This is a genomic window from Klebsiella oxytoca (genome assembly GCF_009707385.1).
Lineage (GTDB): Bacteria > Pseudomonadota > Gammaproteobacteria > Enterobacterales > Enterobacteriaceae > Klebsiella > Klebsiella oxytoca_C.
On the sequence record NZ_CP046115.1, the window covers coordinates 1,349,705 to 1,365,665 of the forward strand.

15 protein-coding genes and 1 pseudogene are annotated in these 15,961 nt (G+C 51.4%); 8 read left to right on the forward strand and 8 right to left on the reverse strand.

Annotated elements, in window-relative coordinates:
• The 3 genes from GJ746_RS06290 to GJ746_RS06300 all read left to right on the forward strand — a co-directional run bounded on the left by GJ746_RS06290 (nt 1) and on the right by GJ746_RS06300 (nt 3,672).
• Nucleotides 1–1,203, forward strand: a complete 1,203-nt coding sequence (locus tag GJ746_RS06290; RefSeq protein ID WP_154679411.1) for an arabinogalactan endo-beta-1,4-galactanase — start codon at nt 1–3, stop codon at nt 1,201–1,203.
• A gap of 31 nt (nt 1,204–1,234) precedes the next feature.
• Nucleotides 1,235–3,292: a beta-galactosidase gene (locus GJ746_RS06295; protein WP_154679412.1), complete on the forward strand. Its 2,058-nt coding sequence runs from the start codon at nt 1,235–1,237 to the stop codon at nt 3,290–3,292.
• 65 nt (nt 3,293–3,357) lie between these two features.
• Complete coding sequence (locus GJ746_RS06300; RefSeq protein WP_154679413.1) at nt 3,358–3,672, forward strand: glucose PTS transporter subunit EIIB; 315 nt, start codon at nt 3,358–3,360, stop codon at nt 3,670–3,672.
• Between the two features lie 123 nt (nt 3,673–3,795).
• Here GJ746_RS06300 and GJ746_RS06305 read toward each other — a convergent pair whose 3' ends face one another.
• Entirely contained in the window at nt 3,796–5,067 is a 1,272-nt protein-coding gene (locus GJ746_RS06305; RefSeq protein ID WP_154679414.1) for a maltoporin, read from the reverse strand.
• A gap of 267 nt (nt 5,068–5,334) precedes the next feature.
• On the opposite strand from GJ746_RS06305, the gene GJ746_RS06310 reads away from it, so the two are divergent.
• The 3 genes from GJ746_RS06310 to ykgO all read left to right on the forward strand — a co-directional run bounded on the left by GJ746_RS06310 (nt 5,335) and on the right by ykgO (nt 6,923).
• The gene (locus tag GJ746_RS06310) at nt 5,335–6,408 is read left to right on the forward strand and encodes a LacI family DNA-binding transcriptional regulator (RefSeq protein ID WP_154679415.1); all 1,074 of its coding nucleotides are present in this window, start codon (nt 5,335–5,337) and stop codon (nt 6,406–6,408) included.
• Between the two features lie 111 nt (nt 6,409–6,519).
• Nucleotides 6,520–6,783 carry a type B 50S ribosomal protein L31 gene (locus tag GJ746_RS06315; protein ID WP_154679416.1) on the forward strand — a complete coding sequence of 88 codons (264 nt, stop codon included), beginning with the start codon at nt 6,520–6,522 and terminating at the stop codon, nt 6,781–6,783.
• On the forward strand, nt 6,783–6,923 hold the full coding sequence (gene ykgO / locus GJ746_RS06320) for a type B 50S ribosomal protein L36 (protein ID WP_003859006.1): 141 nt from the start codon (nt 6,783–6,785) through the stop codon (nt 6,921–6,923). The genes GJ746_RS06315 and ykgO overlap by 1 nt, the downstream gene beginning before the upstream one ends.
• On the opposite strand, the gene GJ746_RS06325 is transcribed toward ykgO, so the two are convergent.
• Nucleotides 6,920–7,618 (reverse strand): GNAT family N-acetyltransferase, encoded by a 699-nt coding sequence (locus GJ746_RS06325; RefSeq protein ID WP_154679417.1) that lies wholly within the window; start codon nt 7,616–7,618, stop codon nt 6,920–6,922. The genes ykgO and GJ746_RS06325 overlap by 4 nt on opposite strands.
• A gap of 100 nt (nt 7,619–7,718) precedes the next feature.
• On the opposite strand from GJ746_RS06325, the gene GJ746_RS06330 reads away from it, so the two are divergent.
• Entirely contained in the window at nt 7,719–9,173 is a 1,455-nt protein-coding gene (locus GJ746_RS06330) for a PLP-dependent aminotransferase family protein (protein WP_154682658.1), read from the forward strand.
• On the opposite strand, the gene GJ746_RS06335 is transcribed toward GJ746_RS06330, so the two are convergent.
• Nucleotides 9,148–9,618, reverse strand: a complete 471-nt coding sequence (locus GJ746_RS06335) for a YlaC family protein (protein ID WP_154679418.1) — start codon at nt 9,616–9,618, stop codon at nt 9,148–9,150. The two genes, GJ746_RS06330 and GJ746_RS06335, sit on opposite strands and share 26 nt — an antisense overlap.
• Before the next feature lie 32 nt (nt 9,619–9,650).
• Between GJ746_RS06335 and GJ746_RS25345 the strand changes: the two are divergent.
• Nucleotides 9,651–9,764 (forward strand): annotated as a pseudogene (locus tag GJ746_RS25345) (hypothetical protein); the annotation flags it as partial.
• Here the strand turns inward: GJ746_RS25345 and maa are convergent.
• From maa to acrA, 5 genes are all read right to left on the reverse strand, one after another.
• Nucleotides 9,736–10,302: a maltose O-acetyltransferase gene (gene maa / locus GJ746_RS06340; protein WP_154679419.1), complete on the reverse strand. Its 567-nt coding sequence runs from the start codon at nt 10,300–10,302 to the stop codon at nt 9,736–9,738. The pseudogene GJ746_RS25345 and the gene maa sit on opposite strands and share 29 nt — an antisense overlap.
• Before the next feature lie 162 nt (nt 10,303–10,464).
• Complete coding sequence (locus GJ746_RS06345; RefSeq protein ID WP_004099646.1) at nt 10,465–10,683, reverse strand: HHA domain-containing protein; 219 nt, start codon at nt 10,681–10,683, stop codon at nt 10,465–10,467.
• 26 nt (nt 10,684–10,709) lie between these two features.
• Nucleotides 10,710–11,084, reverse strand: a complete 375-nt coding sequence (gene tomB, locus GJ746_RS06350) for an Hha toxicity modulator TomB (protein ID WP_154679420.1) — start codon at nt 11,082–11,084, stop codon at nt 10,710–10,712.
• Between the two features lie 483 nt (nt 11,085–11,567).
• The gene (gene acrB, locus GJ746_RS06355) at nt 11,568–14,714 is read right to left on the reverse strand and encodes a multidrug efflux RND transporter permease subunit AcrB (RefSeq protein WP_154679421.1); all 3,147 of its coding nucleotides are present in this window, start codon (nt 14,712–14,714) and stop codon (nt 11,568–11,570) included.
• A 22-nt stretch (nt 14,715–14,736) separates the two neighbouring features.
• Nucleotides 14,737–15,930, reverse strand: coding sequence for a multidrug efflux RND transporter periplasmic adaptor subunit AcrA (gene acrA / locus GJ746_RS06360; RefSeq protein WP_154679422.1), 1,194 nt, complete (start codon nt 15,928–15,930; stop codon nt 14,737–14,739).
• Nucleotides 15,931–15,961 lie beyond the last annotated feature (31 nt).

Consider the following 15,961-nt stretch of genomic DNA (forward strand, 5'->3'; position numbering starts at 1 on the left):
ATGAAAAGATTAACACCCGCCTGGCTTGCTGTTTCTCTGGCATGCGGTTTTTCCGCTACTACGCTGGCGGCAGATGCGTTGCAAACGAAGGCGTTTAGCAATATGCCCGCTGATTTTATTAAAGGCGCGGATATCTCCACGCTGCTGGATGCGGAAAAGCACGGCGCGAAGTTCTTTAATCACAACCATCAGCAGCAGGATCCGATTGCGATCCTCAAGGCCGACGGCGTGAACTACGTTCGTCTGCGCCTGTGGGTGGATCCCAAAGATGCCGATGGCCAGCGCTACGGCGGCGGCGATAACGATCTGGCGACGACGCTGGCGCTGGCGAAGCGGGCAAAAGCGCAGGGGATGAAGCTGCTGCTTGATTTCCACTACAGCGATTTCTGGACCGATCCGGGTAAGCAGTTCAAGCCGAAAGGCTGGGAGAAGCTGGACTATCCACAGCTGAAAACCACGATCCACGATTATACCCGCGACACGATTGCCCGCTTTAAGCAGGAGGGCGTGCTGCCGGATATGGTGCAGATCGGCAACGAAATTAACGGCGGTCTGCTGTGGCCGGAAGGGAAAAGCTGGGGGCAGGGCGGCGGCGAGTTCGATCGCCTTGCCGGGCTGCTGAATGCCGCCATCGATGGACTGAAGGAAAATCTTACCGGCGGTGAGCAGGTTCAAATTATGCTTCATCTGGCCGAAGGCACGAAAAACGACACCTTCCGCTGGTGGTTTGATGAAATCAGCAAGCGTAACGTCCCTTACGACATTATTGGTCTGTCGATGTACACCTACTGGAATGGTCCGATTAGCGCGCTGAAAGCCAATATGGACGATATCAGCCAACGCTATAACAAAGACGTGATTGTGGTGGAAGCCGCTTACGCTTATACCCTGGATAACTGCGACAATGCCGAAAATAGCTTCCAGGCGAAAGAAGAAAAAGATGGCGGTTACCCGGCCACCGTGCAGGGGCAATATAATTATATTCATGACTTAATGCAGGCCGTTGCCGATGTTCCGCAGCATCGCGGTAAAGGTATTTTTTATTGGGAGCCGACGTGGATTGCCGTACCGGGAAATACCTGGGCGACGCCTGCTGGAATGAAATATATCCACGATGAGTGGAAAGAGGGAAATGCCCGGGAAAATCAGGCGCTGTTTGATTGCCAGGGAAAAGCATTGCCGTCGATGAAGGTATTTAATTAATTATTCAGTTTTACACTTCAGGATGTTTATTATGAAAAAATTTGCGCCTTTGAGTCCGAAGGTTAATACGCTATTGCATGGCGCCGACTATAACCCGGAGCAATGGGAGAATTATCCCGATATTATCGACAAAGATATTGCCATGATGCAGCAGGCAAAATGTAATGTCATGTCGGTAGGGATATTTAGCTGGGCGAAACTTGAACCTCAGGAAGGCGTATTTGAATTTGGCTGGCTGGATACTATTCTCGAAAAACTGTATGCCGCCGGAATTCATGTCTTTCTCGCGACGCCAAGCGGTGCCCGTCCGGCGTGGATGTCGCAGAAGTATCCTCAGGTACTGCGCGTCGGCCGCGATCGGGTGCCGGCGCTGCACGGCGGACGGCATAACCACTGTATGTCCTCGCCGGTCTATCGTGAGAAAACCCTGAAGATTAATACCCTGCTGGCGGAACGTTACGCGCAGCATCCGGCGGTGCTGGGCTGGCATATCTCCAACGAATACGGCGGAGAGTGCCACTGCAGCCTGTGCCAGGAGCGTTTCCGCGACTGGCTGAAAGCGCGCTATGAAACGCTGGATAATCTCAATCATGCCTGGTGGAGTACCTTCTGGAGCCACACCTACAGCGACTGGACGCAGATTGAATCTCCGGCTCCGCAGGGGGAAGTCTCAATTCATGGTCTGAACCTGGACTGGCGTCGATTCAACAGCGCTCAGGTGACCGACTTCTGCCGCCACGAAATCGCGCCATTGAAAGCGGCCAATGCCGATCTGCCGGTGACAACCAATTTTATGGAGTATTTCTACGATTACGACTACTGGCAGCTGGCGCAGGCGCTGGACTTTATTTCGTGGGATAGCTATCCAATGTGGCATCGCGATAAAGATGAAACAGCGCTGGCCTGCTACACAGCGATGTATCACGATATGATGCGCAGCCTGAAGGGCGGCAAGCCGTTTGTCCTGATGGAATCCACGCCGAGCGCGACCAACTGGCAACTGACCAGCAAGCTGAAAAAGCCGGGAATGCATATTCTCTCTTCTCTGCAGGCGGTAGCGCACGGCGCGGATTCGGTACAGTACTTCCAGTGGCGTAAGAGCCGCGGTTCGGTGGAGAAGTTCCACGGCGCGATAATCGATCATGTCGGCCACCTCAACACGCGCGTGGGTCGTGAAGTGACTAAGCTCGGCGAGATATTAAGCCAGCTGTCCGGCGTGGTGGGATGCCGGACGGATGCCAAAGTGGCGATTATCTTCGACCAGCAAAACCGCTGGGCGCTGGATGATGCTCAGGGGCCGCGTAATCTCGGGATGGAGTATGAAAATACGGTTAATGAGCACTATCGCCCGTTCTGGGAGCAGGGGATTGCGGTAGATATTATCGATGCCGACGTTGATCTGAGCGCTTACCGGCTGGTCATTGCGCCGATGCTGTATATGGTTCGCGAAGGATTTGCCGAACGTGCTGAAGCTTTTGTGGCTAACGGCGGCCATTTAGTTACAACATACTGGACGGGCATTGTTAACGAAACCGACCTGTGCCATCTGGGGGGCTTCCCGGGCCCGCTGCGTAAACTGCTGGGCATTTGGGCGGAAGAAATTGACTGCCTGAACGACGGCGAACGCAATCTGGTACAGGGGCTGGCGGGCAATGAAGGAGGGCTACAGGGACCGTACCAGGCGCGTCATCTGTGTGAACTGATTCATGCTGAAACGGCGCAGCCGCTGGCGACCTACCGCGATGATTTTTACGCCGGAAGAGCGGCAGTCACCGTTAACCATTTTGGTAAAGGTAAGGCCTGGCACGTTGCTTCGCGCAACGATCTGGCTTTCCAGCGGGACTTTTTCGGTACCATTATGCAAGAGCTGGCGCTGCCGCGTGCGGTTGAGGCTGATTTCCCGCCCGGCGTGGTGGCCACTGCGCGTACGGATGGTGAAACCACCTACGTTTTCCTGCAAAACTACAGCGCGCAGCAGCAGCATGTGACCTTACCCCAGGGCTACCATGACACTCTTACCGGCACGTCACTGAGTGCATCGGTGACCTTAAATGCATGGGATTGCCGGATCCTTAGTCGTAACGCTTGATTTCTCTCTATACGCGCCTGCTCCTGCGAGCAGGCGTTTTTTTATCTACTTATCAGGAGTCTGGTATGGTGAGTTTAAAATCCTTTCTGAATTACTTCTCGCAGCCTCGTCCGGTGGAATCGTTAAGCCACGTGGAGCAGCAACAGGTCGATTGTTTAATTCAGGCATTCGGCGGTGAGACAAATATTATCAACGTAGATGCCTGTATTACCCGCTTACGCGTTACGGTAAAAAATCTCTCAATTGTAGATTCTCAGGCATTACAGCAGCAGGGAGCGCTTGGGGTTATTATCCTTGGGCAGCAGGTGCATGCTATTTTTGGTAAGCAGTCAGATGCTTTACGTCAATTACTTGAAGAACACTTTGCCAGTCGGAAATAAAATAAAACGGGATAACGCAATAATGGGTTATCCCGAAAATAAAACAACGCCTTCAATGGCAATAATGATTACCGGAGGGTAATTAACGATCTTACAGTTGGCGATAAAACAGTTTGAATCCTGTTACCACCAGGCTTCAACCTGGACACCAAAGTTCCACGTATTATTGGCGGTGCGATCTTCGAACGGTTTACCATTTTCTGAATCATTCAGATATGAAGCGAAAATGCGCAGTTCCGGGCGTGACATAAAGTCCGGGCCGTCGGCCAGGCCCAGCGCAATGGTGTATTTCTCACCGGCCTGCTTGTAATCTGTATTGTTCTTGTAGCTATCTTTCTGATAAAAGCCGCCGACTTCGCCAATCAGGCGTACGTATTCGGTGAACTGATACTGCCCGCGCGCCACCAGCGACAGCATGCGTGTTTTATCGGTGTAATCAGTAATGTTGTCCGCGGAGCCCCATGTCAGCACGTGGTTGATGGAGAACTTTTCGGTGATTGGAATTAAGCCGGTATTGATAACGCGGTAGCCGGTGGCGTCATTGACGTAGTTCCACATGTCATACCAGCCGCCGCCCTGGGAAACCATGTTCTGCGCCAGCCCTTTGTTTGCGTACTGCAGCACCGTTTTATTGTAACCGCCCAGCATATCCTGGCTAATTTCCCCGGTTAGCATGATGCCGTTTTCAGCATCATAGAGTCCGCCGTAGGTATCCTGCTTTTTAGTGGTATTCGGCATCGCGTAGTCGATACCAAATTCGGTCCACGATCCGGCCCACGGCTTCCAGCCCGCATAGCGCAAATCAAGATAATTTATATTGACGTTGCTATCACCATCGACGCGGTAATCGACGTCATTCGCGTCGCCGCGGATCCAGGCAAATGAGACGGCGCCAGGGCCGAGGGTATAGTTTTCGATCCCGGCGCCGGATCCGGAAATGTTCCAGTATTTGGTATCGATGATATGCAGATCGTGACGTTGGTAGTAACGTTTACCGCCCCAGATAACCGCATTCGGATCGCCGGGGACCAGCCCTTTAATTTGCAGGTTGAGCTGGCGCAGGCCGAACTGCGCATCGTCATCAAGTGTCGTTTCGTTATCGTTGGAGCCGTCAGAAACCATACTGACCATGCTATCAAGATAGAAACTAACATCATTCTTCTTGTATACCTCTGAACCCAGTTCCAGTTCGCCGTAGGTGTCAGATTCGTTGCCCAGGCGGCCAATTTTATTCTTTTGCCATTCGGCCTGGCTGCCGTCGCCGGAGACCCCAACCCCGGCGCGCATATAGCCATGAAAATCGATACCTGGAAGGGTGGCGGAAGCAGCAAACACGGATGGTGAAATCAGCGCAGCGGCCAACGCAACGGAGAGTGTGCGTAGCGTAGTGTTCATGTCTATCCTCTTATTTTTGTATTACGTTCACATTTTTTGTGTCATAAAATGCCTAATCCCAATGCCAGGCAATTAAACGATCGCCATATTGTGATTAACTGCAAATAAATAAGCGGTTTTTGTTACGGGTAGTGAGATGATTCACATTTTGTTATATTGTGAGCGTAATACTTTTTATGGTGATTGTTGTCCGGGAGATGCCGCAGTGAGCGTTTTTTTAAATTCCCCCTGTTACAATCCAAGGATAACAACATAAGGAACCGGACCATGAAGTCTAAAAGCGCGACCTTAGAAGATGTTGCTCGCCATGCGGGCGTCTCTTATCAGACCGTGTCCAGGGTACTCAACAAATCTGCAAATGTATCCAAGGCCACGCGCAGCAAGGTGGAGAAATCCATTGAGGAGCTTCGCTATGTGCCAAACCGCCTGGCGCAACAGCTGGTGGGTAAGCAAAGCCATACCGTCGGTCTGGTGACTATTTCTCTTGCATTGCACGCCCCGTCTCAGGTGGCCGCAGCGGTAAAACGCTATGCGAATGTGGAGGGTTATCAGGTGCTCATCTCAATGATTGATGAGAGCGTCAACCAAAGCATCCAGGATTCTATTAATGAACTAAAGTCTCAGCTGGTGGACAAGGTAATTATCAACGTACCGCTAGAGACTGAACAGGCTCAAAAAATTGCTGCTGATAACGATGATATTGTCTGTCTTTTCCTGGATGTTGATCCTTATAGCTCCGTGTTTAACGTTTCGTTCAATCCGGCAGACGGTACCCGGGCAAGCGTCAAATATCTCTACGAGATGGGGCACCGGGAGATCGCGCTATTGGCCGGGCCGGAAAGCTCGGTATCGGCAAAATTACGTTTAAAAAGCTGGATGGAAACCCTGGAGGGCTATGGACTGCGGCCAGTGACGGTGATTCGTGGTAACTGGGACGCGCAAAGCGGCTATGCTGGCGCACTGCAAATGCTGCGTGAGACGCCGAATTTTACCGCCGTATTGGTGGGCAACGATCAGATGGCATTAGGCGTTCTGAGCGCGTTTCACCAGCACCAGGTGCCGATCCCGGGAGAAAAGTCAGTTATTGGGTACGATGATACTTACGAGAGTTCGTTTTTTTATCCGGCGCTCACAACCGTATCCCTGGATCTGGACTTACAAGGCAAAGAAGCCGTTCGACGTATCCTCGACAGCGGCGATAATGACACATCTCATACTTCTTCTATCCTCCCGGCTCGTCTGGTCATACGCCACTCTACCGGGCCGAAAACGGAGCCAGGTAAAAATCTGCAGTCTATTGCCGAACAGCTCAGGGTTCTGGCGCATCAGCTACATCCTTAATTCACAACGGGCGGTAGGCGCCGCCCATTAACCCTTTTTATGCTGGGGTTGATCCTGGTATTTAATCGGCGTACGATATTGTTATGTTATAACATATTAATTGAGGTCGATATGAAACCCAATATTCATCCGCATTATCGTACGGTGGTTTTTCACGACACCAGCGCTGACGAATTCTTTAAAGTCGGTTCAACCATCAAAACCGAACGTGAGATTGAGCTGGAGGGCGAGACGTATCCCTACGTGACGCTCGATGTGTCGTCCAAATCTCATCCTTACTACACCGGTAAACAGAAGTCCTTCAATAACGAAGGCAGTACCGCGCGTTTCCGCCAGCGCTTTGGCGGCTTTATTGATGCGAAGAGGAGTAAATAATGCAGGTGCTTAACTCTTTGCGTAGCGCGAAACAACGCCACCCGGATTGCCAGATTGTGAAGCGCAAGGGGCGGCTGTATGTTATCTGTAAAAGTAATCCCCGCTTTAAGGCCGTACAGGGACGCAAGAAAAGACGTTAACGGAAGCTTTCCAGGGGACGTATCTGTTGGCCGTCGGCGCTAAAGTTGTCGGCGGCCAGCCATTGCTGCATTGTCCTGTCTACCTGCGGCCACTCGGAATCGATAATCGAAAACCAGTCGGTATCGCGATTGTGGCCCTTTACCACCAGCGCCTGACGAAAGCGCCCCTCATACTGAAATCCTAACCGCAGCGCCGCCCGTCGGGAGGGTTCATTTAAACTATTGCATTTCCACTCGTAGCGCCGATAGCCGAGGGTATCAAATACATAGCGCATCAAGAACCAGTTCGCCTCGGTAGCCATTGCTGTCCGGCTTAGCAGAGGCGAGAAATGAACGTGGCCGACTTCTACAACGCCATTTTTGGCGTCGATTCTCATTAGCGCCAGCGAACCAACAGGCTGGCCTGTCTGCATATCTATCACCGCAAAGTGAATGGGATCGCTTTTTCCGGATACGCTTTCTATCCATGCGCTGTATTCTTCCGGGCTGTTGTCTGGTTCACGCAGCAGCCAGGTCCAGCTCCGCGTATCCGGGGCTAAGCGATGGGCGGCAAACAGTTCGCTAGCGTGGCTGGTGCTCAACGGCTCGAGGCGGCAAAAGTGACCTTGCAGGCTCACTCTCTCAGGATGCGGGCGGGGCTGCCAGTCTGGCAAGGCGGTACCAACGGGTTGCTCGTATTGGTTCAAAAGGCTCATAGGGGCTTCCTTTCATGGATGATGCTGTGAGATTACGAACTTGTTGGTTCCATAAAAAGTGCCATCAGAGTATGTTTTTATGGTGCCACGAGGAGTGATGATGAATATTCCGGACGATGAGTTTTTTGCTTTGCTGGCTCAGGCTATGCGCAGTAGAAAAGGAGAAACGCTACAGCGTACGCTCTATAAAACCCTGCGCGAGGCCATATTGCAGGGGACGCTGGCAGGCGATAGCCGTTTACCCGGCTCGCGCGTTATGGCACAACGGATGGGGCTTTCGCGCAATACTATCAACAGCGCGCTGGAGCAGCTGGCAATCGAGGGATACCTACTGCGTAATCGGCAGGGTACGCACGTCGCGCCTTCGATTGTGCCGGTAGAAGAAGAGATTGAGGAACGCGTTATCGTGCTTCCCGAATACTTACAGGGATTGCCAGCAGGAACGCGTAGAGATTCTCCGGCGTTGCTTTTCACGCCGGGAACGCCGGCAGTGAACTACTTTCCTCTTTCCATCTGGCGTCGGCTTCTTGATCGGGTATTACGGGAAGAGGGAAGCGCACTCCTGGGCTACGGCGATGCCCAGGGAGAACCCATTTTGCGCAAAGCAATTGCCCGTCACCTCGCTCTCTCCAGGGGTATCCGCTGCGAAGCCAGCCAAATTGTGATTACGGAAGGGGCTCTCGAAGGGGTCGATCTATGTACTCACTTGCTTAGCGTCGCTGGAGAAACTGCATGGGTGGAAGAACCCGGTTATCCGGGAGCAAAAAGCATGTTTCTCAAATCCGGACTTCATATTCAGGGCGTGCCTGTTGATCAGGAAGGTATGCGCTTCGATTCCAGCAACGAGTGTGAAGTACCGCGATTGATCTTTACTTCACCTTCCCACCAATATCCCTGCGGAGCGGTAATGAGTGCCGGGAGGCGGCTGGCGCTGCTGGAGTATGCCCGCCGGCATAATGCGTGGATTATAGAGGATGATTACGACAGTGAGTTTCGCTACAGCGGTGAACCTATTCCGGCCATGCTGGGGATGACGAAGCAGGCTCCGGTGGTTTATCTGGGAACATTCAGCAAAACGCTGTTCCCGGCGCTACGAATTGGTTTCATGGTGATGCCGCCCGCGCTGGCGGATGCTGCACGAGGAGCTATTGGTTCGCTATTACGCGGCGGGCATCGGGCGGAACAGAAGGCCCTGGCGGTGTTTATCGAAGAGGGGCACTATGCGCGCCATCTGGCCGCTATGCGACGTTTATATCGTAAACGTCAGCTACTGCTGCGGGACGCTCTGGCGGAAGAGCTTGTCCAACCCTATGAGCTGTTGGGCGGTGAGGGAGGATTGCACCTGACTGTGGCTATCGAAAACGTAGACGATCGGGAGATAGTGCAACAGGCGCGGAGGTTTCAGCTGGCGCCTGGGGCCTTAAGCCGTTTTTATTTGAATGTAAAAACGGCGAGAAGCGGTTTTGTTCTGGGCTACGGTAATACGTCTGCTTCACACTTTGTTTCTGCGGTGCGAACCCTGAATCGTCTTATTGCGCAGTACCGGCGCGAGTAAGAGAAAACACATCGTAAAAAGAGAGTTCGCCTTTAGTATCGATCATTTTCTGCAGCTGAGCTTTTTGCTCACTACCGACGCGAGGCGATTGCAGGATGCGTTCGAGCAGCTGTCCGGGAACAAATCGGGTGTTATACCATTCGCCGTTATAGCAGACGCGGAAGTCCAGTACATCAATGTCTTCATAACGATAGCGCGGATACACATCGAAGAAGAAGAAACCGTTTAGCAGAACAAATAACACAATTAATAGCCAGACAGAATCCGCCAGCGTTTCTGAACGTAACATGACAATGAGCGTTGCCAGAAAAGCGGCATACATGGCGACAAAGAGCCATGGATGGTTGCGGATAAAGCTAATGCTAAAGCGAGGGCGGTTATCACGTTTCTCTTTTACATTAAGCTCATCAATGGTGTTCTTTAGCAGCAGCTGTATTTCTGTCATCTTATTCCCCAAATTCTGCTAAGAGCCCGTGTGCGCGTTGGGCTCAGCCTGAAGGCTATTTTATGTTGCGTAAATCTGTGGGGAAAGTAACAGATTGGTTGCAGAAAAGCATAACAGTTACCGTTTTTCACTCTCCAGCATTTTGATTATTTTTGCCGGGTTTCCACCAACGACAGCGTTAGCTGGTACATCTTTTACTACTACGGAGCCCGATGCGATCACCGCGTTATCGCCGATAGTTACGCCAGGATTGATCGCTGCACGGCCACCAATCCATACGTTATGGCCGATGACCACCGGTTTGCCGTACTCTTTACCGCTATTACGTTCGACGGCATCAAGGGGATGCGTAGCGGTATAAATATGTACGCCAGGCCCCAGCATGCAGTTATCGCCAATATGAATTGGGCAGACATCCAGCATGACGCAATCAAAGTTGGCGTAGAAATTTTTCCCGAGGAAAATATTGTAGCCGTAGTCACAGCGAAAGGTGGGTTCGATATAGGCGTCACCGGCGTGCCCAAGCAGCTCAGCCAGCAGGGTTTTTCTTAATTCATGTTCTTCAGGGATTGAATGATTATAGCGGTGCAGCAGCTGCCTGGCTCGCAGACGTTCGGCTTTCAACGTAGTGTCACCTGCCAGATACAACTCACCGGCGATCATTTTTAATTTCTCTTCACTCATGGAGGCGTCCCTTATTTCCTTATCGTTTAGCCACCGTAGTATAAAAAAGAAACCGGTTTCATATTCGTGTTTAGCCAACAGCTGTGAATAATATCACACTGATAATCATCACGAGAGGAGGACGTTTTCGACACAAGCTTAATAACTTTCATTTGAAATAAATTAGCGGATGAATTTCCAGACTGAAGGTGGGATTTTGTCATACAGTTTATTCATAGTCAGCTCAGCAAGTCGATGGTCGGCTGCTGAGTAAAATACCGCCAGTTCATTATCAGAAAGTTCATATTTATTTTTCTCAATTACGCGCTCCAGCGTATCAATTGTCTGACAGCGTCGTAAGCGCATCAAATAGTCTATTTTGGTTAATGTTTTATCAGACATAAATTCACCTTTTGATTGTAATAATTCTAACAAGAAAGACTTGCCGGGTTTTCCCGGCTGGCGTTCACAAAGCAGCGGAATAACCGATTGCCTGATTTACGCCATTTCTGCAAATCTGCTGTGTTAATGCCGTAGTTGCTGAACAAGACGAAAGTGTCATCGAGATATTCGTCAAGCTGAGTAATCAGTTTATTATCTTCAGCATACTTAATTTTATAATTAAGTGCGAATGCGGCAATGTGCTCGATCAATTCATTTAGTTGAAGATTCACAGCCGATGTAGGGTCATTAACCCAACCATGATTGCTCTCTTCAAGGTTTGCAAGACAGTCATGATACAGGGTTTCGCAGAGAAATTTAAGCTGCGCAATATCATGTCTTTTTGGCGAGTATTCGTCCATAACGCATCCCCTTTTAAGTGGTTTAAACGACGACTAGCGACACCGTTGTGGGATGAACACGACTAACAGACCTGACACATACATTGTAATCTTGCTGTTTAACTATAATCCACTCTTAAAAAGATTTCATCTTGCTATTACGAAAAATTACAATTATCGCTGTCCATTTATCTTAAATGCTTCCGTCTTAATTATATGACGTCATTATCCTGAACGAAAATCACCAGGACAGACCTTATATTTCATTGGCTTAGCGGTTAAACCTGGTTGTTATAGAGTTACAACCATACATAAAGCCGGTGATTGAGAATATTCTGAGTTAAGATGAATTGGTTGGCTAAATTGCTGAAGAAAAATCATAGATAAGCGTCGTTAATCATCATTAAATATTATATATCAGGTTATAAAACAAACAATGGCGATCCGTGCGCTGCAAAGAGATAGAAAAGATAAGGGCCGCATGCGCGGCCCTTAGAAGAGAGATTAATGATGCTCAACCGTATGGCTGTGCTCAATATCTTCATTTTTCTTACTAAAGCGGCGACGAACCACCACGAAGAACACCGGCACGAAGAAAATAGCCAGAACCGTCGCGGTCACCATCCCGCCCATTACGCCTGTACCGACCGCATTCTGCGCACCGGAGCCTGCACCAGAGCTGATAACCAGCGGCATTACCCCGAGGATAAACGCCAGTGAGGTCATCAGAATCGGACGCAGACGCATACGAACGGCTTCCAGCGTTGCTTCAATCAGGCCCTTGCCTTCTTTATCCATCAGGTCTTTGGCGAATTCAACGATAAGTATCGCGTTCTTCGCCGACAGGCCAATGGTTGTCAGCAGACCCACCTGGAAGTAAACGTCGTTGGTCAGGCCACGGAAGGTGGCAGCCAGCAGCGCCCCGACAACACCGAGCGGTACGACCAGCATAACCGAGAACGGAATCGACCAGCTCTCATAGAGCGCAGCCAGACACAGGAAGACGACTATCAGCGAGATAGCGTACAGCGCCGGGGCCTGGTTGCCCGACAGACGTTCCTGATAAGACATACCGGTCCAGTCATAGCCGATTCCCGCAGGCAGTTTACCGGCCAGTTCTTCCATCAGGTTCATTGCTTCACCGGTACTCTTACCCGGTGTTGCCTGGCCGAGGATTTCCATCGATGGCAGACCGTTATAACGCTCCAGACGCGGTGAACCATATTCCCAACGTGAAGTTGAGAAGGCGGAGAACGGCACCATCTGTCCATTGCTACCGCGTACGTACCAGTTGCCAATATCTTCCGGCAGCATGCGGTATTTCGCTTCGGACATGATATACACTTTCTTCACGCGACCGCGGTCAATGAAGTCGTTGACGTAGCTACCACCCCACGCAGCGCCAAGGGTCGTGTTAATGTCGCTAATCGAAACGCCAAGAGCCTGCGCTTTTTCCTGATCGATATCCACCTTGAACTGCGGAGTATCTTCGAGGCCGTTTGGACGTACGCCGCTTAAGACGTCAGGATGCTGTGCGACCATACCAAAGAGCTGGTTACGCGCCTGGGTCAGTTTTTCATGGCCCAATCCTGCCTGGTCAATCAGCTGGAAGTCAAAGCCCGTTGCGGTACCCAGTTCAACAATTGCCGGTAGGTTAAAGGCGAAGACCATCGCATCTTTAATCTGCGAGAAGTAGCCCATCGCGCGACCGGTGATTGCTTCAACCTTGTTCTCTTCGCCAGGACGTTTGCTCCAGTCTTTCAGAGAGACGAACGCGATACCGGTGTTTTGTCCACGACCCGCGAAACCAAAGCCGTTAACGGCGAATACCGATTCAACGTTGTCTTTCTCTTTGGTGAGATAGTAGTTGGTCATCTCATCAAGGACTTTCTGGGTACGTTCCTGAGTAGCGCCCGCAGGCAGCTGAGCCATGCTCAGGAATACCCCCTGGTCTTCGTCCGGGAGGAACGAACTTGGCAGACGAACGAACAGCCAGGCCATTCCTACTACGATGATCAGATACAGCACCAGATAACGACCGGTACTGCGCAGGATATTGCCTACGCTGTCGGTGTAGTGATGCGTGCTCTTATCGAACATGCGGTTAAACCAGCCGAAGAAGCCAGTAGTTGCACCGTGGTTGCCTTTTTGAATCGGTTTCAGCATCGTGGCGCAAAGCGCCGGGGTCAGAATCAAAGCTACCAGCACCGACAGCGCCATCGCGGAAACGATAGTGATCGAGAACTGACGATAAATCGCACCGGTAGAGCCGCCGAAGAAGGCCATCGGAATGAACACCGCGGAAAGCACCATCGCGATACCCACCAGCGCGCCCTGAATCTGGCCCATTGATTTACGCGTGGCTTCCTTCGGCGGTAGCCCTTCTTCAGCCATAACGCGCTCGACGTTTTCTACCACCACGATGGCGTCATCCACAAGCAGACCTATGGCAAGCACCATACCAAACATGGTGAGCGTGTTTATCGAGAAACCGAACAGCGCGAGGATAGCGAACGTCCCCAGCAATACAACCGGAACGGCGATCGTCGGGATCAGCGTTGCGCGGAAGTTTTGCAGGAACAGGTACATGACCAGGAACACCAGAATGATGGCTTCAATCAGCGTTTTCACCACTTCGTGAATGGAGATCTGGACGAATGGTGTAGTGTCATACGGATAAACCGTTTTCAGGCCTGAAGGGAAGAAAGGTTCCATTTTCTTCAGTTCGGCACGAATGGCGTTTGCGGTATCCAGCGCGTTCGCGCCGGTCGCGAGCTTAATACCCAGACCGGAAGCGGGCTGACCGTTAAACTTCGCGATAACGTCATAGTTTTCACCGCCCAGCTCAATCCGGGCGACATCGCGCAAACGAACCTGGGAGCCATCCTGATTAACCTTCAGCAGAATATTGCCGAACTCTTCGGTATTGGTCAGGCGAGTCTGCGCCACGATAGAGGCGTTCAACTGCTGACCTTTCACCGGAGGCGTACCGCCTAACTGTCCTGCCGCAACCTGGGCGTTCTGCGCCTTCAGGGCGCTGATAACGTCAACCGGTGTAAGCTGGAAGTTATTAAGTTTGTTCGGATCCATCCAGATGCGCATGGCGTACTGAGAACCAAAGAGCAGTACGTCACCAACGCCGCTGGTACGGCTAATTGCATCCTTCATGTTGGCGGCAACATAGTCAGAAATGTCATCCTGATTCATGGTGCCGTTAGTATTAATAACGCCGACAACCATCAGGAAGCTGCTGGATGCCTTTTCAACGCTAATACCCTGCTGCTGTACTTCTTGCGGCAGCAGCGGTGTCGCCAGCGCCAGCTTGTTCTGGACCTGTACCTGGGCAATATCCGGATCGGTACCAGATTCAAAAGTCAGCGTGATAGTTGCTGTACCGGTTGAGTCGCCATTCGAAGACATGTACATCAGGTGATCGATACCGTTCATATTCTGTTCGATAACCTGGGTCACGGTGTTCTGCACGGTTTCTGCATCGGCACCGGGGTACATGGCTGTAATGGAAATTGCCGGTGGCGCAATCGTTGGATATTGCGCTATCGGCAATTTGAGGATCGAGAGCCCCCCAGCCAGCATAATGATAATGGCGATCACCCACGCAAATATGGGGCGATCGATAAAGAAATTAGGCATGTCTTAACGGCTCCTGTTTAAGTTAAGACTTGGTTTGTTCTGACTGAGCGTTGCCTGCGGCTTGCTGTTTATCGTCAGAAACGACTTCCTGCGTTTTTACCTGTGCGCCAGGTCTGACTTTTTGCAGACCGGTGACGATGACGCGATCGCCAGTTTTCAGCCCTTCAGTGACCAGCCATTTGTCGCCGATTGCCTGAGTGGCGGTAATCTGGCGGACTTCAACTTTATCGCCTTCGCCGACAACCATCGCGCTGGCATCACCGCGCGGCGTGCGGGTTACGCCCTGCTGAGGAACCAGTATTGCGTCAGGATTAACACCTTCTTCCAGACGTGCGCGGACGAACATGCCTGGCAGCAGAGTGTGATCCGGGTTGGGGAAAATGGCGCGCAAGGTGATAGAGCCGGTAGTCTGGTCAACGGTGACGTCGGAGAACTCCAGCGTACCGCCCTGCGGATATTTCAGCCCGTCGTTTGTCACCAGCTCAACCTTCGCTTTGCCGTTTTCCTGCTGCAGCCTGCCGCTGGCCAGCTCTTGTTTCAAGCGCAGGAAATCATTGCTCGATTGAGTCACGTCAACGTAGATAGGATCCAGCTGCTGCACGGTAGCCAGCGCGGTAGTTTGTCCGTTTTGCACCAGTGCGCCTTCCGTGACGGCAGATTTACCAATGCGGCCGCTGATTGGTGAGGTCACCTTCGTGTATGCCAGATTAATGCGCGCGGTTTCAACCGCAGCTTTGGCGGCGACCACGGCGGCATTGCTCTGCTGAGCGGCTGCCACGGCAGTATCGTAATCCTGTTGACTGATGTACTTAGTACCCAACAGTTTCTGATAACGTTTAACCGTTAACTGGTCAATATTGGCTGCAGCCTGCGCTTTTGCTAAATCACCTTTCGCGCTTTCATAAGTGGCCTGATAGGTTGCCGGATCGATTTGATAAAGAGACACGCCTGCCTGGATATCACTACCTTCAGTGAAGTTACGTTTCAGAATAATGCCACTGACCTGAGGACGGACTTCCGCAACGCGATAGGCGCTGGTGCGGCCTGGCAGTTCGGTAGTAATTTGTAGAGGAGCGGATTTGAGCGTCACAATACCGACTTCCGGCATTTGCTGGGCTCCTTGCTGAGCCGGTTTGTCGTCACATCCTGTTAGCGCTAAGCTGCCTGAGAGCATCAGAACGACCGCCAGAGGCGTTAACCCTCTGTTTTTGTTCATATGTAAACCTCGAGTGTCCAATTTCAAATTG